The organism is Mesorhizobium sp. WSM1386, from assembly GCF_055901595.1.
Genome location: NZ_CM148373.1, coordinates 2,657,968 through 2,678,887, shown reverse-complemented (window position 1 = coordinate 2,678,887; position 20,920 = coordinate 2,657,968). Strand labels below are relative to the sequence as shown.

General features: G+C 61.5%; 18 protein-coding genes, 1 tRNA gene and 1 pseudogene. 12 read left to right on the top strand and 8 right to left on the bottom strand.

Annotated features, from left to right (window positions below):
* Nucleotides 1-34 precede the first annotated feature (34 nt).
* The 5 genes from AC0NIH_RS13065 (at nt 35) to AC0NIH_RS13045 (ending at nt 6,428) form a co-directional block, all read left to right on the top strand.
* Nucleotides 35-1,747 (top strand): HAD family hydrolase, encoded by a 1,713-nt coding sequence (locus tag AC0NIH_RS13065; RefSeq protein ID WP_473461520.1) that lies wholly within the window; start codon nt 35-37, stop codon nt 1,745-1,747.
* A 104-nt stretch (nt 1,748-1,851) separates the two neighbouring features.
* Nucleotides 1,852-3,045 (top strand): HlyD family secretion protein, encoded by a 1,194-nt coding sequence (locus tag AC0NIH_RS13060; protein ID WP_473461517.1) that lies wholly within the window; start codon nt 1,852-1,854, stop codon nt 3,043-3,045.
* Nucleotides 3,046-3,053: 8 nt separating this feature from the next.
* Entirely contained in the window at nt 3,054-4,640 is a 1,587-nt protein-coding gene (locus tag AC0NIH_RS13055; RefSeq protein WP_473461515.1) for a DHA2 family efflux MFS transporter permease subunit, read from the top strand.
* A gap of 128 nt (nt 4,641-4,768) precedes the next feature.
* Nucleotides 4,769-5,164, top strand: a complete 396-nt coding sequence (locus tag AC0NIH_RS13050) for a hypothetical protein (RefSeq protein WP_473461512.1) — start codon at nt 4,769-4,771, stop codon at nt 5,162-5,164.
* Nucleotides 5,165-5,237: 73 nt separating this feature from the next.
* A complete protein-coding gene (locus AC0NIH_RS13045) occupies nt 5,238-6,428 on the top strand; it encodes an NADH-quinone oxidoreductase subunit D (RefSeq protein WP_023767769.1) in 1,191 nt (396 codons plus the stop codon).
* A gap of 196 nt (nt 6,429-6,624) precedes the next feature.
* Here AC0NIH_RS13045 and AC0NIH_RS13040 read toward each other — a convergent pair whose 3' ends face one another.
* The 6 genes from AC0NIH_RS13040 to AC0NIH_RS13015 form a co-directional block, all read right to left on the bottom strand.
* A complete protein-coding gene (locus AC0NIH_RS13040; RefSeq protein WP_473461509.1) occupies nt 6,625-7,368 on the bottom strand; it encodes a ribonuclease activity regulator RraA in 744 nt (247 codons plus the stop codon).
* A gap of 23 nt (nt 7,369-7,391) precedes the next feature.
* The gene (locus AC0NIH_RS13035) at nt 7,392-8,555 is read right to left on the bottom strand and encodes a mandelate racemase/muconate lactonizing enzyme family protein (protein ID WP_473461507.1); all 1,164 of its coding nucleotides are present in this window, start codon (nt 8,553-8,555) and stop codon (nt 7,392-7,394) included.
* Nucleotides 8,556-8,582: 27 nt separating this feature from the next.
* Nucleotides 8,583-9,680, bottom strand: a complete 1,098-nt coding sequence (locus AC0NIH_RS13030) for an ABC transporter ATP-binding protein (RefSeq protein ID WP_023767766.1) — start codon at nt 9,678-9,680, stop codon at nt 8,583-8,585.
* A gap of 9 nt (nt 9,681-9,689) precedes the next feature.
* Entirely contained in the window at nt 9,690-10,580 is an 891-nt protein-coding gene (locus tag AC0NIH_RS13025) for a carbohydrate ABC transporter permease (RefSeq protein WP_287274872.1), read from the bottom strand.
* The gene (locus tag AC0NIH_RS13020; RefSeq protein WP_473461503.1) at nt 10,577-11,524 is read right to left on the bottom strand and encodes a carbohydrate ABC transporter permease; all 948 of its coding nucleotides are present in this window, start codon (nt 11,522-11,524) and stop codon (nt 10,577-10,579) included. The genes AC0NIH_RS13025 and AC0NIH_RS13020 overlap by 4 nt, the downstream gene beginning before the upstream one ends.
* A 76-nt stretch (nt 11,525-11,600) precedes the next feature.
* Nucleotides 11,601-13,082 (bottom strand): ABC transporter substrate-binding protein, encoded by a 1,482-nt coding sequence (locus tag AC0NIH_RS13015; RefSeq protein ID WP_473461500.1) that lies wholly within the window; start codon nt 13,080-13,082, stop codon nt 11,601-11,603.
* A 185-nt stretch (nt 13,083-13,267) separates the two neighbouring features.
* Between AC0NIH_RS13015 and AC0NIH_RS13010 the strand changes: the two genes are divergently transcribed.
* The 7 genes and pseudogenes from AC0NIH_RS13010 to AC0NIH_RS12980 all read left to right on the top strand — a co-directional run.
* Entirely contained in the window at nt 13,268-13,978 is a 711-nt protein-coding gene (locus AC0NIH_RS13010) for a GntR family transcriptional regulator (protein WP_023767762.1), read from the top strand.
* Between the two features lie 56 nt (nt 13,979-14,034).
* Complete coding sequence (locus AC0NIH_RS13005) at nt 14,035-15,201, top strand: mandelate racemase/muconate lactonizing enzyme family protein (protein WP_473461497.1); 1,167 nt, start codon at nt 14,035-14,037, stop codon at nt 15,199-15,201.
* Between the two features lie 60 nt (nt 15,202-15,261).
* On the top strand, nt 15,262-16,620 hold the full coding sequence (locus AC0NIH_RS13000) for a mandelate racemase/muconate lactonizing enzyme family protein (RefSeq protein WP_473461494.1): 1,359 nt from the start codon (nt 15,262-15,264) through the stop codon (nt 16,618-16,620).
* Between the two features lie 45 nt (nt 16,621-16,665).
* Nucleotides 16,666-16,992, top strand: a complete 327-nt coding sequence (locus AC0NIH_RS12995; protein ID WP_023767759.1) for an NIPSNAP family protein — start codon at nt 16,666-16,668, stop codon at nt 16,990-16,992.
* 8 nt (nt 16,993-17,000) lie between these two features.
* Nucleotides 17,001-18,197 (top strand): mandelate racemase/muconate lactonizing enzyme family protein, encoded by a 1,197-nt coding sequence (locus tag AC0NIH_RS12990; protein WP_473461491.1) that lies wholly within the window; start codon nt 17,001-17,003, stop codon nt 18,195-18,197.
* Nucleotides 18,198-18,532: 335 nt separating this feature from the next.
* Nucleotides 18,533-19,207 (top strand): GntR family transcriptional regulator, encoded by a 675-nt coding sequence (locus AC0NIH_RS12985; RefSeq protein WP_473461489.1) that lies wholly within the window; start codon nt 18,533-18,535, stop codon nt 19,205-19,207.
* Between the two features lie 46 nt (nt 19,208-19,253).
* Nucleotides 19,254-19,524 (top strand): annotated as a pseudogene (locus AC0NIH_RS12980) (SDR family oxidoreductase); the annotation flags it as partial.
* Between the two features lie 293 nt (nt 19,525-19,817).
* Here the strand turns inward: AC0NIH_RS12980 and AC0NIH_RS12975 are convergent.
* Nucleotides 19,818-19,894 (bottom strand) — tRNA-His (locus tag AC0NIH_RS12975).
* A gap of 351 nt (nt 19,895-20,245) precedes the next feature.
* Nucleotides 20,246-20,704: a phasin gene (locus AC0NIH_RS12970; RefSeq protein ID WP_013893743.1), complete on the bottom strand. Its 459-nt coding sequence runs from the start codon at nt 20,702-20,704 to the stop codon at nt 20,246-20,248.
* Nucleotides 20,705-20,920 lie beyond the last annotated feature (216 nt).

Genomic DNA, 20,920 nt, shown 5'->3' with positions numbered 1-20,920 from the left:
CAACGCAACCTGGCAACGATGAAAGGTGGGCGGAATGTACTTCATCGCCCTGGCGACTGACTATGACGGCACGCTGGCTCATGACGGGATCGTCTCCAAGAAAACGCTCGCTGGCCTGGAGCGCTTCAAGAAGAGCGGCCGCAAGCTGGTTCTGGTCACCGGACGCGAACTGCCCGATCTCAAACGCGTCTTTCCCGAAGTCAGCCTGTTCGACAAGGTGGTGGCTGAAAATGGCGCCTTGATCTACACGCCGGCAAGCGAGGAAGAGCGGGCGATCTCGCCCGCGCCGGATCCCAAATTCGTCGCCAGGCTGAAGAAGCTCGGCGTCAAGCCGCTTTCGGTGGGGCGCTCGATCGTGGCGACATGGGAGCCGCATCAGGCGACAGTGCTCGACGTCATCAAGGAGACCGGCCTGGAACTTGAGATCATCTTCAACAAGGGCGCGGTGATGGTCCTGCCGAGCGGCATCAACAAGGCCACCGGACTGATCGCCGCGCTTCAGGATCTTCGTCTCTCGCCACACAATGTCGTCGGCATCGGCGACGCCGAAAACGACCATGCCTTCCTGCAAGCTTGCGGCTGCAGCGTCGCCGTGGACAACGCGATTCCCGCCGTCAAGAAAACCGCCGATCTGGTCATGCCTGGCGCACGCGGCAAAGGCGTCGAGCAACTGGTCGACAAACTGATCAAACACGATCACGAGATCGTTTCGAGACGGCATGACGGCATTGTTCTGGGATCGGCCGCCGGCGACGATATCTATTTGTCGCCGACCGATACGGTGCTGATCGCCGGCAGTTCGGGCATCGGCAAATCCACCTTGGCCACAGCGCTGACGGAACGCTTCGTAGAGAGCGGATTTCAGTTCTGCGTGTTCGATCCCGAGGGCGACTATGACGGCCTCGAGGGCGCCGTGCGGATGGGCGATGGATCAAGCGCACCGACAAAAGCGCAAGTGCTGGACTTGATCGCCAAGGCCGACAGCAATGTCGTCGTCAACGGGCTGGCGCTGCGCGTCAACGAGCGGCCGGACTTCTTTGCCGACCTTTTGCCCGACCTCGGCAGTTTCCGCCGCCGGACGGCCAGACCGCACTGGCTGATCATCGACGAAGCGCACCATCTTCTTCCCAAGCGGCGCGAGGATACGCGTGCGGTCCTGTCACTGGAATTGCCGGGCACGGTCTTGATCACGGTCCATCCCGAAGCGATCTCGACCGATGCGCTGCGGCTGGTAACAGCCATTGTTGCCCTTGGCCCCAAGGCGAAGGACGTCGTGAAGGTCTTCTGCCGCGAGACCGGCATCGACCCGCCAAAGGACATGTCCTCGCCCAAGGGCGAGCGGGTGTTGTTCTGGCGGCCCCAGAAACGCAAGAAAATCGCCACGGTCAAGGTCGTCGAGCCGCGCCAATCGCTGAAGCGGCACAGCCGCAAATATGCCGAAGGCCAGCTCGATGAGGCGGGCAGCTTCTATTTCCACGGACCAGACGATGCAATGAACCTCAGGGCTCATAATCTGATGATTTTCGCCCAGATCGCCGAAGGCATAGACGACAAGACCTGGGAGTTTCACTTGCGTGCCGGTGACTATTCCAAATGGTTCCGCAACCAGATCAGGGACAAGGACCTGGCGCGCGAAACCGCCGAAGCGGAGAAGGACAAAACGCTGTCGGCCGAGGAGAGCCGCAAACAGGTGCTCAATGCCGTGCGCCGCCGCTACACCGCCCCCGCCACCGCACCTGAAGAATAGACCTGCAATGCGCCCGTCGCACCCTTCGTCAGGAACTTTTATGGCCAGATGCCGTTGACTCGGCTCCACAAAGCGGGCGGCACCCTTTGCTCGAGAGTTTTCCCGTGGACGCGAAAACCCAGACAAAAGAACCGGATGAAACGTACAAAACGCGCGAAGCTTCGAGCCGGGCGAAGCCAGGCCCTTCGCCCAAACGCAAAGGGGCTGCGGCGCGAACCGACGCCCCGGAGAATGAGGCGGGCGACAAAAGCGCTGGGCAGGCGAAGCCTGGCCTGCTGAGCCTCCCGCGGCGGCGTCCTTACCTGTCCATCGCCGTCCTGATTGTCCTGCTGCTGGTCGCTGCGGGGCTCGTCCTATGGTGGCTGAACGCGCGCCAGTATGAATCGACCGATGACGCCTTCATCGACACCCGCACGGTGACCATCGGCGCCGAGATATCTGGCCGCGTCACCGACGTCGCCGTAACCGACAACCAGCCGGTCAAGGCGGGCGATATCCTGTTGCGCATCGACGACGCCGACTATCAGGCTAACCTCAAACAGGCCGACGCAGGCGTGGCCGCGGCACAGGCCGAGATTGCCGACGTCCAAGCCCAGATCGAAGCTCAGAACGCAAAGATCGACGCCGCGCAGAAACACGTGGCCCAGGCCCAGGCGGCGCTCGATTTCGCCAAGGCCGAGGATCAGCGCAACCGCGAGCTCCTGGCCAAGGGCACGGCCACGCAGCAGCAGGCCCAGCAGGCCGCTTCAACGCTGCGCCAGGATCAGGCTGCTCTCGACAGCGCCCAAGCCAACGCGGCTGCCGCCAAGAGCCAGATCGTGGTCCTGCAGGCGCAGGGCAAGAGCGCCGAAGCCAAGCTCAACCAAGCCAAGGCGAGCCAGGACCAGGCGCACACCACGCTGTCGCGCACCGCAATCACCGCGCCGGTTGCCGGGCATGCAACCAGCATCTCGGTTGGCCAGGGCACTTACGCCCAGCCCGGCCAGGTGCTGATGATGTTCGTTCCCGACGAGGTCTGGGTGAAGGCCAATTTCAAGGAAACGCAGCTCGATCTGATGCGGCCTGGACAGCCGGTTGACATCGACATCGACGCCTATCCTGAAAAATCCTTTCATGGTCGCGTCGACAGTATCCAGGCGGGCAGCGGCACCGCCTTCAGCCTGCTGCCGGCCGAGAATGCCACCGGCAACTTCGTCAAGGTCGTGCAGCGCGTGCCGGTCAAGATCGTCTTCGACAAACCGCCCGGCGTGCTGCTGGGACCGGGCCTGTCGGTGGTGCCGACCGTCAAGGTGCGGTGAGTGGCGAGATGGCCGGCGCGCAAAGCGAAAGCAGATCCGCCGCCGGTGGGCGCAATCCCTGGCTGATTGCAATCGTCGTCTCGATCGCCACCTTCATGCTGGTGCTCGACACCTCCATCGCCAACGTCGCGCTGCGCAACATCGCCGGCAGCCTGGCGGCCGGGATGGATGAAAGCACCTGGGTGATCACCACCTATCTGGTGGCGAATTCGGTGATCATCCCGGTCAGCGGCTGGCTGGCCAGCGTGATCGGCCGCAAGCGTTACTACATGCTTTGCGTGGCGACCTTCACCATCGCATCGCTGCTGTGCGGGCTGGCGCCCAACCTGGAAATGCTCATCGTCTTCAGGGTCCTGCAGGGCCTCGGCGGCGGTGGCATGGCGCCCAGCGAACAGTCGATCCTCGCCGACACCTTTCCGCCCGAAAAACGCTCTCAGGCGTTCGCGCTCTACGGCATCGCCGTCATCGTCGCGCCGACAGTGGGGCCGACCATCGGCGGCTGGCTGACCGATCATTTCTCCTGGCATTGGATCTTCTTCATCAACGTCCCGTTCGGCATCATGTCATTGGCCCTGGTGCAGTGGCTGGTCGTGGAACCGGATGTGCTTGAACGCGAACGCCTGGAGCGGCTGAAGGGCGGCCTCAGAATAGACTGGGTTGGGTTCGTTCTGGTGGCCACCGCGCTTGGCTGTCTGGAAATCTTTCTCGACGAAGGCCAACGCAACGATTGGTTCGCGTCGGCCTTCATCACGACCTTCGCGGTGATTTCGGCGATCTCGTTCCTGCTGCTGATCCCCTGGGAGTTCAACCACCGCGATCCGATCGTCGATATCCGCTTGCTGTTCAGCCGCCAGTTCGGCACGTCGTTCCTGGTGATGATGGCCGTGGGCGCGGTGCTGTTCAGCACCACGCAGCTGATGCCGCAGCTGCAGCAGACCGCCTTCGACTATACGGCGACACTATCGGGCCTCTCGATGATGCCGGGTGGCATCGCCATGCTGATACTGATGCCGATTTCCGGATTTGCCGGCAGCATCATCCAGCCAAAATATCTGATCATGGCGGGGATGTCCGTTGTCGCCATCGCCCTGTGGCATATGACGGCGCTGACCCCGGACGCCAGCTTCCGCTTCTTTGCGTTTGCGCGCGTCTTCCTGATGATCGGCCTGCCGTTCCTGTTCATCCCCATTTCGACCGCGGCCTATGTCGGTCTGGCGCCGCAGCAGACCAACCAGGCATCTGCGCTGATCAATGTCGCCCGCAATATCGGCGGCAGCATCGGCGTATCCTTGTCCAACACGGTGATCGCCCAAAACGCGCAACTCCACCAGGCACACCTCGTCGGCCACACGGCACAGTCGTCGCCGGCCTACCAGCAGGTGCTGCGTCAGGCAACCGAGCACTTCGTGGCTCAGGGCTCGCCGATGGTCGAGGCAAAACAGCAGGCGATCGGCTGGATCGGGCAGTTGATAGCACGCCAGGCCTCATTGCTCGCCTATGTCGATGTCTTTCGGTATTGCGCGGTAGCGACGGCCATCCTCGTACCGCTCGCACTGCTGCTGCGGTCTCCAACACCGAAGGCCGAAAAGCGCTAGCCGCATTCCTCCCAAATCCCATCAGACGTTTGCCGGACAAAAACGTCCCGATGTGGTCAGAGTTGCGGAACCATCCCCCCGGCATAGGGGTTTCTTTCGATGTCTCTCGAGAGGATGAAGGAGCGACCATGCGGATTTTGACGATAGCCATCGCACTTTCCGGGGCGGTCATCACTCAGCCCATCCATGGGCAAACCATCGCCCCGCAGCTCCCCCAGATGACGTCACCGCAGGGGGAAGTCCAACCGGAGCAGACGCTGCCCGATCAAGGCTCTCCTGATTTGAATTTTACCGGCGTCGCCGTTGTCGCGGTTGAGGATTTGCCTGCAGAAATCAAGGCGCAGGCGGATGCCGTGATCAATCAGACCAGTGCGCAAGACTTGCTTCGGCTGCAAAACTCCATCGACGCTTCGCCTCAGGCGAGCTCGGCATTGAGGGCGAACGGGCTCAACTCCTCGCAGGTCGTCGCGGCAAACATCGATGGCGATGGCACTTTGACGCTGATCATCCAGACGACGACTTGAGCGGCGCGCCGACAGGATCACGCTGCGAACCAACAAACGCACTTGCCAGTAAACGCACTTGCAGAGAGCCGTCATGGCCGAAGCCGCCGTTCGCAACTTCACCATCAATTTCGGACCGCAGCATCCTTCCGCCCACGGCGTTCTTCGATTGGTGCTCGAACTCGATGGCGAGATCGTCGATCGCGCCGATCCGCATATCGGGCTCCTTCACCGCGGCACCGAGAAACTGATCGAGTACAAGAACTATCTGCAGGCCCTGCCCTATTTCGACCGGCTCGACTATGTCGCGCCGATGAACCAGGAGCATGCCTTCTGCCTTGCAGCCGAGAAATTGCTCGAAATATCGGTGCCCAGGCGCGGACAGCTCATCCGCGTCCTGTTTTGTGAAATAGGCCGGCTTCTGTCGCATCTCCTCAACGTCACGACCCAAGCCATGGACATTGGAGCGCTGACCCCACCGCTCTGGGGGTTTGCGGAGCGCGAGAAGCTGATGGTCTTTTACGAGCGTGCCTCCGGCGCCCGCATGCATGCGAACTACTTCAGGATCGGCGGCGTGCACCAGGACCTGCCGCCAAAGCTGCTGGACGATATCCAGGCTTTCTGCGACCCATTCCTCAAGGTCTGCGACAATCTCGACGATTTGCTCACCGGCAGCCGTATTTTCAAGCAACGCAATGTCGATGTCGGCGCGATCGGGCTGGAAGATGCCTGGGCCTGGGGTTTTTCCGGTGTGATGGTGCGTGGATCTGGAGCGTCATGGGACCTGCGCAAGGCACAGCCGTACGAATGTTATCCCGAAATGGATTTCGACATTCCCGTCGGCAAGAATGGAGACTGCTATGACCGCTACCTCGTTCGCATGGAGGAAATGCGTCAGTCGGTCCGGATCATGAAACAATGCCTGGATAAATTGCGGTCACCGGAAGGCCAAGGGCCCGTGGCCGTCCCGAACCGGAAGATCACGCCGCCGCGGCGCGCCACGATGAAACGGTCGATGGAAGCGACCATCCAGCATTTCAAACTTTATACTGAAGGGCTTCATGTGCCGGCCGGAGAAGTCTACGCCGCGGTCGAGGCTCCGAAAGGCGAGTTCGGCGTCTACCTGGTTTCGAACGGCAGCAATGTTCCCTATCGGTGCAAGATCCGCGCGCCGTCCTTTGCGCATCTGCAGGCGATGGATTTCCTGTCCCGCGGACACATGATCGCCGACGTTGCAGCGATCATCGGATCGCTGGACATCGTGTTTGGGGAGATCGATCGCTGACCGGTGCGGGGATCATGTACCGCTGATCACGTAGCTTGTCGAAATCGGTGATGTCGCCCGCGCATCGCGAAAGCTCATCGAGATATGGGCGCGCCTTATATGGCCGATCGATTCCCAGTCGCCGATCTCAGCCGGGGCGCTCGTCGTTCCCGTCGAGTGGCGCGGCCCCGATAGCAGCCCATGCCGGATTCCAAGGTCAATCCGCCGGGCGACTGGTTTTGCGCCACTCCTCATATTCGCCTCGGGCATCGTCATGCAGTGGGTAGTAGCGCTGCAGCGGAGCACCCTGCATCAGCTTCATTCGTGAGAACTCCTCCCAGTCGTGATGCTTCCGTGATTCTTCGATCACCTTTGCGGCCATTGCGACAGGAAGCACCACCGCCCCGTCATCGTCGGCGATAATGATGTCGCCGGGGAGCACCGTGACGCCGCCGCAGGCAATCGGAACATTGACGGCATTAGGATAGATGCTGGTCTGCACATGATAGTTGGGCGTCCAGCCGCGCAGCCATAGGGGCAGATCGAGCTTCTCGACATTGGGCCTGTCGCGCATGCACCCATCGATGACGATGCCGGCTCCGCCCCTGCCCTTGAAATAGGTCGACATCATATCGCCGAAGACGCCCGAACTCATGTCGCCGCGCGCGTCGACCACGACCACATCACCCTCCTGCGCGTGATAGAGCACGTGCCGGTGCAATTGCGTCTCCGGATCGGCATATTCTCCCTCGTTGAAAAGGTCCGGCCGCTGCGGCAGGAATTGCAGCGTCAGCGCCGGCCCGACGATCGACTTCCCGTGGTTCTGCGCCACCGGACCGACCATGTGCGGATTGCGGAAGCCCATGTGGCCAAGCGTGCCGGCAACCGTCGCGGCGCCGATCTCCCTTAGCGCGTCGATCAGGTCCTTGGGCGGCCTCGTGATGTCGGGAGTATGCGTCATTGTCGGACTCCGTTTGCAGGGAATTACCAGTTCGTGACAGAACCATCGCGGCGCTTGAGGTGAGGCGCTTCCCAGAAGCGCAGGCTCTGCGCCTGGACCGCCGCTTCGTTGACTTCGATGCCGAGCCCTGGCAGATCGCCGACCGGATAATCCGGGCCGTCGAGCCGTGGTTGAACGGGGAAGAAATCGGAATTGTCGAAGCCCAGCTCTCTTTCGGGCACCCTGGTCTCGAGCCACGCGAAGTTAGGCACCGCGGCGGCGAGATGCACGGTCGCGGCGGTGCACACCGGACCAAGCGGATTGTGCGGCATCAGGTCCACATAATGCGCCTCGCTCCAGCCGGCGACTTTCATCGCCTCGGTGAGCCCGCCGACATTGCAGACATCGATCCGGTTGAACTGGTGGATGCCGCGCTCGATGTAGGGCAGGAAATCCCATTTGCTGGCAAATTCCTCGCCGATGGCAAAGGGGACGTCGGTCATGGTGCGCAGGGATTCGTAGGCCTCCGGCGTCTCGGCCCGTATCGGCTCCTCGAGGAAATCAAGCACGCCGCGGCCGAGCTTGTTGCAGAAGCTCGCCGCCTCGGCCACCGACAGCCGATGGTGATAGTCGATGCCGAGGACGACATCGCCGCCCAGCGCCTCGCGCGCTCTGTTCAGCATATGCGCGGTAGCCCCGATCGACTCGCGCGGCTCGAAGATATCCTTGCTGCTTTGCCCTACGGGGAAGAAGCGGATCGCCTGCCAACCCTGTGCGCAGAGTTCGCGGGCTCGCTCGATGGCAGCATCGCCCTCGGCCTCGTCACCGGTCGAGGCGAAGGTGGGGACGCGGTCGCGCTGCTTGCCGCCCAGCAGCTCGTAGACCGGCACCCCCAGGGCCTTGCCCTTGATGTCGTGAAGGGCGATGTCGATAGCGGAAATCGCTGCCTGCAGAACGCGGCCGCCTTCGAAGTACTGGCTGCGATAAACCTCCTGCCAGATCCGCCCGACCTGCATCGGATCGCGGCCGATGAGAAACTCGCGATAGTGCTCGATCGCGCCGGCCACTGCCTTCTCGCGACCGCTCAAGCCGCTCTCGCCCCAGCCGAAGATGCCTTGATCGGTCTCGACCTTGACCAGCATCTGGTTGCGCGTCCCGACCCACACTGGATAGGGCTTGATCGCGGTGATCTTAAACTTCTCGGTCATCCAGCCCCACCCAATGAACCCACCCTCTCAGTTGCCCTCGAGGGCCATCTCCGTTTCGCCATCGAACAGGTGAATGCGCTCCTGATCGAACTCGAGCCAGATCTGCTCGTCGGGTGTGACGGCGATGTTGGGCGACACGCTGATGTTGACGATGGCACCGGAGAGAAACGCCTGCACGAAGGTGATGTCTCCGGTTGGTTCCACCGTATAGGCCTTGGCCGGAATGGCTCCGTGGACCGCGCTCTTGTGCAGCTTGATGGTCGAGTGTCGCGCACCGAGAACGACCTTCCTGCTAGTCGCTCCCTGGACCTTGCGCGCGTTGGGTTGCGACAGCTCAAGGCTCCAGCCCTCAGCGCTCGAAAGGACGGTGTCGCCATTGGCCGTCGATGCCTGCAGTGGAATAAGGCTCATCGCAGGGCTGCCAACGAAGCTCGCGACGAACATATTGGCTGGATGTGCGAAAACTTGCGCCGGTGAATCGTATTGTTGCAGGTATCCGCCGTTCATCACCGCCATCCTGTCTGCCATGGTCACGGCCTCGAGCTGGTCGTGCGTCACATAGACGATCGTCGCCTTGAGATCCTGGTGGAAGCGCTTGATCTCCGACCGCATCTGCACGCGCAGCTTGGCGTCGAGGTTGGAGAGCGGTTCGTCCATCAGGAACACCGCAGGATCTCGAACGAGGGCGCGGCCCAGGGCCACGCGCTGCTGCTGCCCGCCCGAAAGTTCGCGCGGCTTGCGCTCGAGCAGTTGCGTCATGTCGAGCACGCGCGCGGCTTCCTTGACCTTCCTGTCGATCTCGTCCTTGGGCAATCGGCGCATCTGCAGCGGGAACGCCAGGTTCTTGTAGACCGATTTCTGCGGGTAGAGCGCGTAGTTCTGGAACACCATCGCGATGTCGCGGTCCTTGGGATCGAGGTCGTTGACCACCCGGTCCCCGATGACGATGTCGCCGGATGTGACCGGGATCAGCCCGGCGACGAGATTGAGCGTGGTCGTCTTGCCGCAGCCTGAAGGGCCGACGAGTGCAACGAACTCGCCGTCATTGACCGTCAGCGAAACATCGTTGACGGCTTTGAAGCTGCCATACGTCTTGACGAGATCTTTGAGGACCACGTGGGCCATCGGCAACTCCTAGTGCTTGACGGCGCCTTCTGTAAGGGCGCGTACGAAGTATCGTTGCAGGACGAGGAACAGCACCACGACGGGAACACTCATCATGAAGCTGGCCGCCATCAGACCCGGAAAGTCGGTCGTGTTCTCCGAGAAGAAGCGCTGGATGCCGACAGGCAGGGTCAACTGCTCGTTCTTGGAGAGGAAGGTGTAGGCGTAGATGTACTCGTTCCACGCGCCGATGAAGGAATAGATCGCGGTGGCGATGATCCCTGGTGCCGAGAGTGGCATCACGATCAGGATGAACGCCTGGAACCGCGTCGCTCCGTCGATGCGCGCCGCCTGCTCGAGCTGCACCGGGATGTTGTCGTAGAAGCCCTTGAGCAGCCAGATCGCCAACGGCAGTCCGAATGTGAGGTAGGTGAGAATTAACGAGCCATGCGTGTTCACCAGCCCGATCGCGCGCATGAGGATGAAGAGCGGCACCAGAAAGATCACCGCCGGGAACATGTTGCGAAGCAAGACGGCGAAGAACAGGAAGTTCCGGCCCGGGAAGGTGAAGCGCGAAAAGGCGTAGGCCGCGGGAACCGCCACGATCACCGAAAGGACGGTCGTGGCAGTGGAGACGTAAAGGCTGTTCCAGAAGAAGCGGAGGAAGTCCTGGCCGACACTGTTCTGCGGATCGAGCAGCTTCTGGTAGCTGGCGAGGGTAGGCTCGTCCGGCCACCATTGCGGCGGGAATTGCATCGCCGCGAAGCCGGACTTGATCGAGGTGATCAGCATCCAGATCATCGGCAATGCGGTGTAGAGCAGCATGAAGGCGAGGAAGATGCGCCCGCTCCACCGCCATCCGTCGACGCGTATGCGGCGACGGGTCTGGCCTCGAGCGGCTGTCTCGGCAATCGTGCTCATGCGCCCTCATCCTTCCGGTCGTTTCCGCTTAGCGCGCGGACGTAAAAGTAGCCGAGCGTCATCAGAATGAAAAACAGGAGCACCGAGTAGGCCGATGCGACGCCCCAGCGCTGCCGGCCGAAGGCGAGCTCATAAATGTGCGTGATCCAGATGTGCGACGCGTTCGACGGCCCGCCGCCGGTCATGATCCAGGGGATGATGAAGGAATTGAAGTTGGCGACTGCCAGCAGAAGGATCGTCACCGTCGAGACGTTTCTAAGGTGCGGGAAGGTGACGTGCCAGAAGCGCTGCCATGCGCTGGCTCCGTCGACCTTCGCAGCGCGCAGCAACTGGTCCGGGACGGTCTGCAGACCGGCCATCATCATGATCATGGCGAACGGGAACTCCCGCCAGATATTGACGACGATCAGGGAGGGCAGCACCGTGCTGACGCTGTCGATGAAATTCGGCGGCCGGTCGGCCCATCCGAGGCCGACCAGCACGGCGCCGATGATCCCAAAGTCCGAATGGTAGATCCACTTCCAGATGTAGGACGCGGCGACGGCGCTGATGACCCAGGGAATGATCAGGATAGCGCGCAGCACCCCCCGACCGATGAAGTCGCGATGCAGGGCCAGCGCGCAGCCAAATCCCAGGACAAAGGAGAGGAAGGTGGATGCCAGTGTCCAGATAAGGGTGTTCGAGGTGACCTTCCAGAACACCGGGCTGGTGAGGATGGCGGTGTAGTTGTCGACGCCGATGAAGATCTTGTCGCGGAGCTGCAGGCCAGGCGGCGTGTTGAAGAACGACAGTTCGATCGTGTAGTAGATCGGATAGGCGATGACGATCAGCATGACGGCAATCGCGGGAAGCACGTACGCGTAGTCGGCGCGATGCTCCCAAATCTTGCGCAGCAGGGGTCGCAATCTCCCGCGAGCCCCGGTCTTGCCGGTCACGATCGTCACTTTGGCGGGCCCTTGTTTTCGGAAAGAACCGGTTGCGCTCCGGGCGCAACCGGCAAGATCGCAGGTCAGGCTTCGGCTAGAGTCCGCCGCCCATCAGGTCTTTCACCTTCTTGGCCGCGTCGTCGGCTGCCTGGTCGACGGTCATTGCTCCGGTGAGGGCATTTTGGAGCATGTCCGGGACGATGATGTTCATGATCTCGGGAGATTGCGGCAGCGCCGGGAACGGGATGCCGTATGGCAGCATGGAGGTCGTGACGTCGAGGAACTTGATGCTGTCCAGACGCTCCTTCATCCATTTGGTCTTGAAGCCGTTAAGGTTGCCCGGGTTCGAACCCGCATAGGCCATTTTCAGTGACCATTCGGGACTGGTCCACATGCAGATGATGGCCTTCGCAGCCGGTTCGTCAACCTTGCCGCCCTCGACATATTCGGGCTTCAGGATGTGGATGTTCGAGCCGCCGAACACGACGGCGCGCTTGCCGTCGGGACCGGTCGGAATCAGCCCGTAGCGCATATTGTCGATGACGGTCTGCGCCTTGTCCTTGTCGGCGCCCGTCGCCTTCGCCTGCAGATCGAGCATGACATTGTAATCGGACGGGTGCGAGATCATCATGCCGAGCTGGCCGGCGAGGAACAGCGGCTGGTTGTCGGCCTGTTGGTTGGTGAGCGCCGAAACCGGAACCGACTTGTCGCGGACATACATGTCGTAAGAGGCTTGCAGCGCGGCCTTGCTCTGCGGGCTGTCGAGTTCGATCTGCTTATAGGTCGGGTTCGGCGAGGTTTCGTCGAATACGCCGCCGCCATAAGCCCACAACTGAGGCATGAAGCGGTACGGGGTATTGCCGGCATTCTTGCGAGCCACGAGGCCGTAACCGGCGATGCCGAGCTTGTCGTGGATCTGCTTGGAATACTTCACGACGTCGTCCCAGGTTGCCGGAGCCTTGTCCGGATCGAGACCCGCGCGCTTGAAAATGTCGGCATTCCAGATGAACGCCATGGTTTCATTGTTGGTTGGGATGCCGTAGGTCACGCCGTCCCAGGTCACGGCTTTCATGGCGCCGGGCCAGAAATCCTCGGTCGAATATCCGACATCCTCGGGCTTGAGCGGCTCCAGATAGCCCTTCGAGGCGAACTCGGTGCCACCCAGGATCTGCAAGCGGACCGCCATTGGCGCTGCATTGCCAAGGAGCGCCGTGCGGAACTTGTCCAGGAGATCGTTATAGGTGAGCGCCTGATCCTCAAGCTGGATGTTCGGGTAGGTCTTGCGGAAGGTCGCGAAGAAATCCTTGTAGTACTGGCGCAGAAGGTCGGGGTCGCCCTCGAAGACGCCCTGATACCAGAACGTCAGTCGTCCCTTGTAATCGAGCGGGGTGACCTTGCCGCAATCGGCGGCGGTGTCGAACTCCTGTGTGCCTGCAATCGAGCGCACATACTCCGGCGACCACTTGCTCAGGTCGACCGGCGGCGCACCAAGCGCCGATGTGGACATCAGCGATGCCGTCAAAACACCGACGACAGTGCCGCGCAGGATCGCACTGCCGAGCGTAATTCTCGTCATAGGTATCCTCCCTGGTTCTCCGCCCTGCGATCGCGAGGATGCCCTTTTTCGGCACGGGTGTACCCTCTCGACCATTTAGTACGTTTTCAGATCGTTGATTGTCTGTCAACGCACAGGATCGTACATTGTTTGTGAAAGCCGTGTGTGATATCCGGCAAAGAATGTATTGACCTGAGGAGCCGGCCTTGGCCGAAATAGCTGATTTCAAAGCCATGCCACCCGATGGGATCGATCCCATCGGGGCCTCCAGCGAGGGCGCCTCGCTTTATGAGCGGATCAGGGAAGACATCATCGAGGGACGGCTCGCCGCCAACGAACGGCTTGTGGTCACCGATCTCGCCCGGCGCCACGGGACTTCGACCAATCCCGTGCGCGAGGCGCTGCAGCTGTTGCGTGGAGAGGGCTTTGTCACCTTTGTCGCCAACCGCGGGGCGCGCGTGCGACCCATAGATCAGGATTTTGTCCGCGATATCTACGAGATCGGTGTCTTGATCGAGCCGGCGCTGACGCGATGGTTTGTGAATATGGCCACCGGTGAGGACATCGCCGAACTCGAACGTCTCCAGGGCCTGATCGAAGAGAACAACTTCGCCGACACGTTCAGGCACAGCGAGCTGGATACCGCCTTCCACACCGTGATGTACCAGCGGCACTACAACCGCCATGCCGCCGAGCTTTGGTGGAAGCATCGCGAAGTGCTGCGAGCCGTGAGCAGGCGTTTCAATTTCACGCTCGCCCGGCGGGCCGCAATCATGCGCGAGCACCGCGAACTCATTGCGCTGGTGAAGGCGGGAGAAGCCGACAAGGCGGCCGAACTCGTCTCCCGCCATGTCGAGGGTTCCGGCCGGCATGTTCTCGAACAGATGCGTGCGCGCAACGCCGCTCGGGCCGGATAGGACGAGAGCTCAAGTCCAGAACATCGTGCCCTGACATTTCAGACAAGGGAGTTGAGATGAAAATCACCAGCGTTCGGCCGTGGCTGATCAAGTCCGATGCTTCCTATTGGGGAGAGTACCTGTTCGTCGAGGTAACGACCGACGAAGGGGTAAGTGGCTGGGGAGAAATCACCACCACGACAAGCCTCGCCAACCGCGCTCTTTGCACGATCCTGCGGCAGATCGGTGTCGCCATGACAGGCGAGGATCCTGCGCGTATCGAGCATCTCTGGCACAAGATTTTCCGCAGCTTCACCTATATGGGCAGCCGCGGCGCCGCCGTCGAATGCGTGAGCGCCATCGACATAGCGCTATGGGACATCCGGGGCAAAGACTTGGGCAAACCGATCTACGAGTTGCTGGGCGGGCCGGTGCGTGATGAAATCGCTCTCTACACTCATCCCAACCAGGCCAAGTTCACCAGCAAGGACGCGGTGGTCCGCGAAATCCTGGACATCGTCGAATCCGGACATACCGGGCTAAAGTTCGATCCATTCCCCCACCAGGGTCGGACCGCCGATGGCTTGGCGCGTGAACAGCGGGACGGCTATCTCGACGGCAGCATGACCCGCAAGGACGAGCGCGAAGCGGCCGAACTTACGGCGCTGATCCGCGAAACGGCCGGTCCTGACGTCGACATCCTCATCGATGCGCATGGCCGCTTCGATGTCCCCACCGCCATTCGCCTGTGTCGGAGCCTCGAGGAAGCCGGCCAGATCGACTGGTTTGAGGAGCCTTGCCCGCCCGAGAGCCTGAACGCCCTCAAGCAGGTGCGTGAGAAGGTCAGTGCTGCTATCTCATGGGGCGAGCGCGGCCACACGAAATGGGATTTCGTGCCGGTACTCGAGAACAGGCTCGCCGACTACATCATGCCGGATGTCACCTGGACTGGCGGCATTACCGAGCTCAAAAAGATTTCAGCCCTCTGCGAGGCCTACTACATCCCGGTCTCGCCACATGACGCCGCGGGCCCGATCAACGTGGTCGCGGGAGCGCAGGTGATGATGACCGTTCCCAATTTCTATAAGCTCGAAACGTCGGAGTGGAACCTGGGCAAATACGATCATCTCATCGACAGACCGCTCGACGTTTCGAACGGCAGCCTCAAGCTGACGGCGAAGCCTGGCCTCGGTGTCGAGATGAACCGCGACTACTTGCAGGCCCATGAGATTGAGCTGAGCTAGCAAGGCTTCATGCCGGCCAGCGTTTGGGGCGACAAGCCCCGACCAGAATGAGGACAAGTCATGCCAAAGACGGACCGAGCCGGCGAGGCTCTCAATTGGGTCAACACGAACTCCAAACCCTCCGACCTGCGCATCACCGACCTGCGCGTCGCCGAGATCGTCGGCGCGCCGTTCACTTCGGCGCTCATCAAGATCTACACCAATCAGGGCATTGTCGGCCTGGGCGAAGTGCGCGACGGCGCCAGCGCGACCTATGCGCTGATGCTCAAGAGCCGGCTGCTGGGCGAGAACCCCTGCGACATCGACCGGCTGTTCCGTCGCATCAAGCAATTTGGCGGCCACGGGCGGCAGGGCGGCGGTGTCTCGGCGGTCGAGATCGCGCTTTGGGACCTTGCCGGCAAGGCCTATGGCGTGCCGATCTACCAGATGCTCGGGGGACGGTTCCGCGACAAGGTGCGTGTCTATTGCGATACCGACGCGGAGAAGCCCAGTGGCACCGAGACCGGCAAGCGGCTCAAGGCGCGGATGGATCTCGGTTTTACCTTCCTCAAGATGGACCTCGGGCTGACGCAGATCTCCCACATCCCAGGCGCGGTGGTCGCGCCGGCTGGCGTGCTCGATGGTTTCCGCGGGCACGCCGCTCGCGGCCGGGCACGCACGCTGGACGAGCGCCGGGCGCGCAACGCCGCCTATGACGCGCAGAACGTGCAGCATCCCTTCACCGGCCTCCACTTCACCGAAAAGGGCATCGACCTACTCGACCGATATATCCACGAGGTCCGCGAGGTGATCGGCTACGAAATCCCGCTCGCCATCGACCATGTCGGCCACATTTCGCTGCAGGACGGCATCCGTCTCGCCCGGCGGATCGAGAAATATGCCCCAGCCTGGCTCGAGGACGTGATCCCCTGGCAGTACACCGAGCAGTATCGGCAGCTGCAGCAGGCGACTTCGGTGCCGATCTGCACGGGCGAGGACATCTACCTCAAGGAAGGCTTCGAGCCGCTGCTCAAGGCGGGCATCTCGGTCATCCATCCGGACCTGCTGACCTCGGGCGGCATCCTCGAGACCAAGAAGATCGGCGACGCGGCGCAGGACCATGGCGTCGCCATGGCCATCCACATGGCGGAAAGCCCGATCGCCGCAATGGCCGCCGCGCATGTCGCGGTGGCCACGGAAAACTTCATGGCGCTCGAATATCACAGCGTCGAGGTGGACTGGTGGGACGATATCGTCACGGGCCTGCCCAAACCGCTGGTCAAGGACGGGTTCATCAGCGTGCCGGACAAACCGGGGCTGGGCATCGACGACGTGGTCGACGAAGTGATCAGCCAGCACCTGCAGGAAGGCATCAAAGGTATCTGGCAGCCGACCGATCACTGGGATGACGAATACTCCTGGGATCGGACCTGGAGCTGACTCTACACCTCTTCCAGGAGGGAGAGGTGAACACAAGGATCGACCATGATCTACGAACTTCGCATTTACGACTGCCTGCCGGGCCAGTTGCCGGCGCTGCTCAAGCGTTTCAACGACCATACCTTGGCACTGTGGGATAAGCACGGCATCCGCCAGGCCGGGTTCTTCACCACGGTGGTCGGCGAAAGCAGCAATCGACTGACCTATTTCGTCGCCTGGGAATCCCTTGCCGAGCGCGAGGTGAAATGGAAGGCCTTCACCACCGATCCGGCATGGCTCAAGGTCCGCGACGAGTCCGAGCGCGATGGCCCGATCCTGGCCAATATTTCCAGCCAGTTTCTCGCGCCAACCGCCTTCTCGTCGGTGAAATAGAGGACGTCATGAAGATCACCGATCTCCGGTGCGCCGTCATCGGCAAGCACCCCATCGTCCGCATCGTGACCGACGAAGGCCTCCATGGCCTGGGCGAGGCTGAATACACTAAGCCCTATCTCAAGCCCTGGGTCCTGCATTTTCGCGAGGCGCTGATCGGTGAAGACCCGACCGATGTCGAACGCTGCATGCTGAAGATCCGCCAGCGCGGTTCGTTCAAGCCCTACGGCGCTGCCGTCAGCGCCATCGAGCACGCGCTCTGGGACATCGCCGGCAAGGCGGCAGGCGTTCCGGTCTATAAGCTGCTCGGTGGCAAGGTGCGTGACAAGGTCCGGGTCTATAATGGCTCCATCCGCAAGAAGCGCACCGGGGACAGACCCGAGGACTACGCGGCCGACGTCAAATGGATGATGGAGCGGCCGGAAAACTTCTTCATGGTCAAGCAAGGCATCTCCTTTCACTCCAACATGAAGACCAGCATCCCCGACTTCCACTATGGCGTGCGCCAGCCGCCGACCTATCACGGCGCTATGGACCAGGGCCAAATCAGCGAGCGCGGCATGGCGCACATGGTCGAATGCGTCATCGCCATGAAAGAGGTGCTCGGCGACAAGGTCTCCCTTGCCCTGGATTGCGGCCCCGGCTGGTTCCTGCCGGACGCAATCCGCTTCGCGCAGGCGGTGGAGAAATACAATCTGATGTGGCTCGAGGACATGCTGACGGGCGACTACGTGCCATGGGTCAATCCGCAGGCCTACCGCGAACTCACGACATCCACTTCCACCCCCATCCACACGGGAGAGCAGATCTACCTGCGCCATAATTTCAAGGAACTGATCGAAACACAGGCGGTCCGCGTCATCGGCCCGGACCCCGCCGATATCGGCGGCATCGCCGAGCTCAAATGGGTGGCCGAGCATGCCTACATGCATTCGATCATGATGGCGCCGCATGGCACGGCAAACGGTCTGCTGGGCCTCGGCGCGCTGATCAACGTCTGCGCCACACTGCCCGCCAACTATATCGCCTTCGAATATCCCAGCGCCTCCGATCCCTGGTGGGAGGATATCGTTGTTGGCCTGCCGACGCAGATCGTGAAGGACTCGATGATCGACCTGCTCGAGGCCCCCGGATTGGGCCTCGACATCGATGCCGTGGGCGCGAAGAGACATCTCAAGGAAGAGGACGCCGGCTTCTTCGATTGAATGTCCGCGGCGCGAACCTTTGCAGATGCGACCCTCGTCGGCTGCATCCTGGATCCGCCACACCCGGCTAAGCAGCCAAATCACGCAAGTCGCCGCGGAAGACGGAGCAGGCGGCCCGGCTGAGCGCGATCCGCCTTCGGCAAGAATCCTCGCCTCTCGGCATGCGGCTCCGTTCAAGCCTTCCCTTGCGGGTCGAATTCCTCACTGCGGATACCGACTATTGCGACTGCGCAACCCCTTCCATCGTCGACGAACCACGGCTCGCATTGGATGCAGCGCGATTTACATTCTAGTATAATCTGATCATTTCTGGTGAACGAAGCCACGGATTTGCCATGGACCTGGATCCTTCGACCCTCAATCGGGCTCTGCCGCTCCGCGACCAGATCTATCAGAAGATCCGCAACCTGATCGTCGTCGGGCAGATGAAGCCGGGGGAAGTGATCAACGAGGTGGCGATCGCCGAAGCCCTCGGGGTCTCACGCACTCCGGTGCGGGAAGCCGTCAAGCGCATCAGCGACGAGGGTCTCGTCAAGATCCTGGCGCAGACCGGCACCTATGTCGCGCCGATCAGCCGCGCCGACCTAGAAGAAGCCTATGTCATCCGTCGGGCGCTGGAGATGGAGAGCGCGCGGCGCGCGGCCGTCAAGCTGACACCGGCATCGGCCGAACTGCTTGAAGACAATATGGCGGCGCATCGGCTTGCCATATCGCGCGGCCGATATGCCACCGCGATACAACTCGACGATGTCTTCCACCGCACCATCGCCGAGATCTGCGGCCTGCCGATGATCTGGCGCGCCGTCGACATCTCCAAGGCGCAGATGGATCGCGGCCGTTACCTCGCCATTCCCAAGCCCGGCTTTGGCGAACAGACGATCGAGCAGCACGAGGCCATCCTCGACGCGCTCAAGCGCCATGACGCCGAGGGGGCAGCGCAAGCGATGGAACACCATATCGAGACGTCGTTCCGCAACACGCTCGAAGTCGCGGCCGACCTGCTCGGTTGAGGCGGCCCGCCCGGCGGGCGCACCAAGTCGGAAGCGCTCGGTTATGGCCGCCGTCATCGGCATGACCAAGTCGCTCGGCAACGAACTGGCCCAGTACGACATCGCGGTCAACTGCATCTCGCCGGCCACCGCGCAGACGCGCATCCTCGAACAACTGACGGCCGAGCGCATTGAATACATGCACTCGCGTATCCCGCGCGGCCGCCTGCTGGAAGGTCGACGAGGCCGCGACCATGGTCGCCTGGCTCATCTCCAAGGAGAACAGCTTCACCACGGCCTCGACCTTCGATCTGTCGGGCGGGCGGACAACCTATTAGAGCGCGTCGCGCTGAAAACCGGGTCACTTTTGGGCGACATGCATTGGTCGCACACCGGCATGCCGCATTCTGCGGTGCGGCATGCCGGAAGCACGGCCTGTCCGGCGGACGCCGGCACTCCGTCAATGGCCGGCCGGCAGATTGATGGCGCATAACTGCCTCGGCACGATCTCGAGCTCGCCGTCGGGCACGGCGACCGCGATGCCGGCAATGTGCCGCATCACATGGGTGCGACGGTTTCCGGGAGCGATTGAGTTCGCCCGAAGAAGATCAAGGCCTTGTGAAAAAGCCGATGGTACCGTTGGCTGGGATCGAACCAGCGACCTCCGGATCCACAATCCGGCGCTCTAACCATCTGAGCTACAACGGCACGTTTGCCTGAGCAGATCGAGGTGGGAAGTCCCGGCGATCTGCTCTGTCGTTCGGCGATGCGTCCTTACGGGCTTATGGATTCTAATTCAAGGCTTTTGGAAAGCAAAGGGCAGTTCCCCACATCTCGCCGCAACGACGCTGGTTTCGCCGGGCAAAGAAAAAGGCCGGCGGGAGGAGGTGCCGGCCTTTTCCTGTTACGAGCCAGCGGGAGGAGGTGCTGGCTGGTCACCCCGGGAAGCAGAGGGAGGAGGTTCCACTCGCCGGGTATTCGTTGATGGCTGTCATCATACGCTTTATGGGCTTGAAGAAAACGCGACCTTTTGTTGCATCTTTCAACCAAGCGCAAATATTAGGCAGCCTTAATGTCCTTCACGGCCTTCTCGAAGGCGGTCTTGATCGGCTTGGAGACGTCTTCGGCCGCCTTGGAGGCAACAGCCTGGAAGTCCTTGGCCTGCTCGACGGTCATTTCGACGCGCTTGCGCAGGAAAGCGGTCTGCAGCTCGACGACTTCCGACAGCGACTTGGCGCCGATCAGGGCTTCGAGATGCGAGAAGCCGGCTTCGGCATTGGCGCGCAGCGCCGCGATGGTCTTGAGCGAGAGGTCGCCGGAAACAGTCTTGGCGGTCTCGTAGGTGGACTCCAGAGCCTTCTGTGTTTCCTCGGCGCCGGTCTTCAGCTTGGCATAGGCCTCTTTCGACTGCTCAACGCCCTTTTCGGCGAAAGCGCGGATCTGGTCGGTGGCCTTGGAAGCGTCGAAGCTCGGGAATTCAACGTTTTCGATCGTCTCGGCGGTCTTGGTCCTGGACATTTTCCATCCTTTTCAGCGGCAGCGGCTTTGACAGAAAGCCGTCTCGTTCATGTATGATGGCAATATAAAGGCAATTTTTGTGCATTGCAATATCTTTGTTGCAGTGCACAAAAAAATTGTTTTCCGCCGTTAACCAAAAGCCCAAATTCCAACCTTTGCACGTTCTGGCTTGTGGACCTTCGCGCCTGCGGCTTTTATTAACAAAGCGTTAACTGC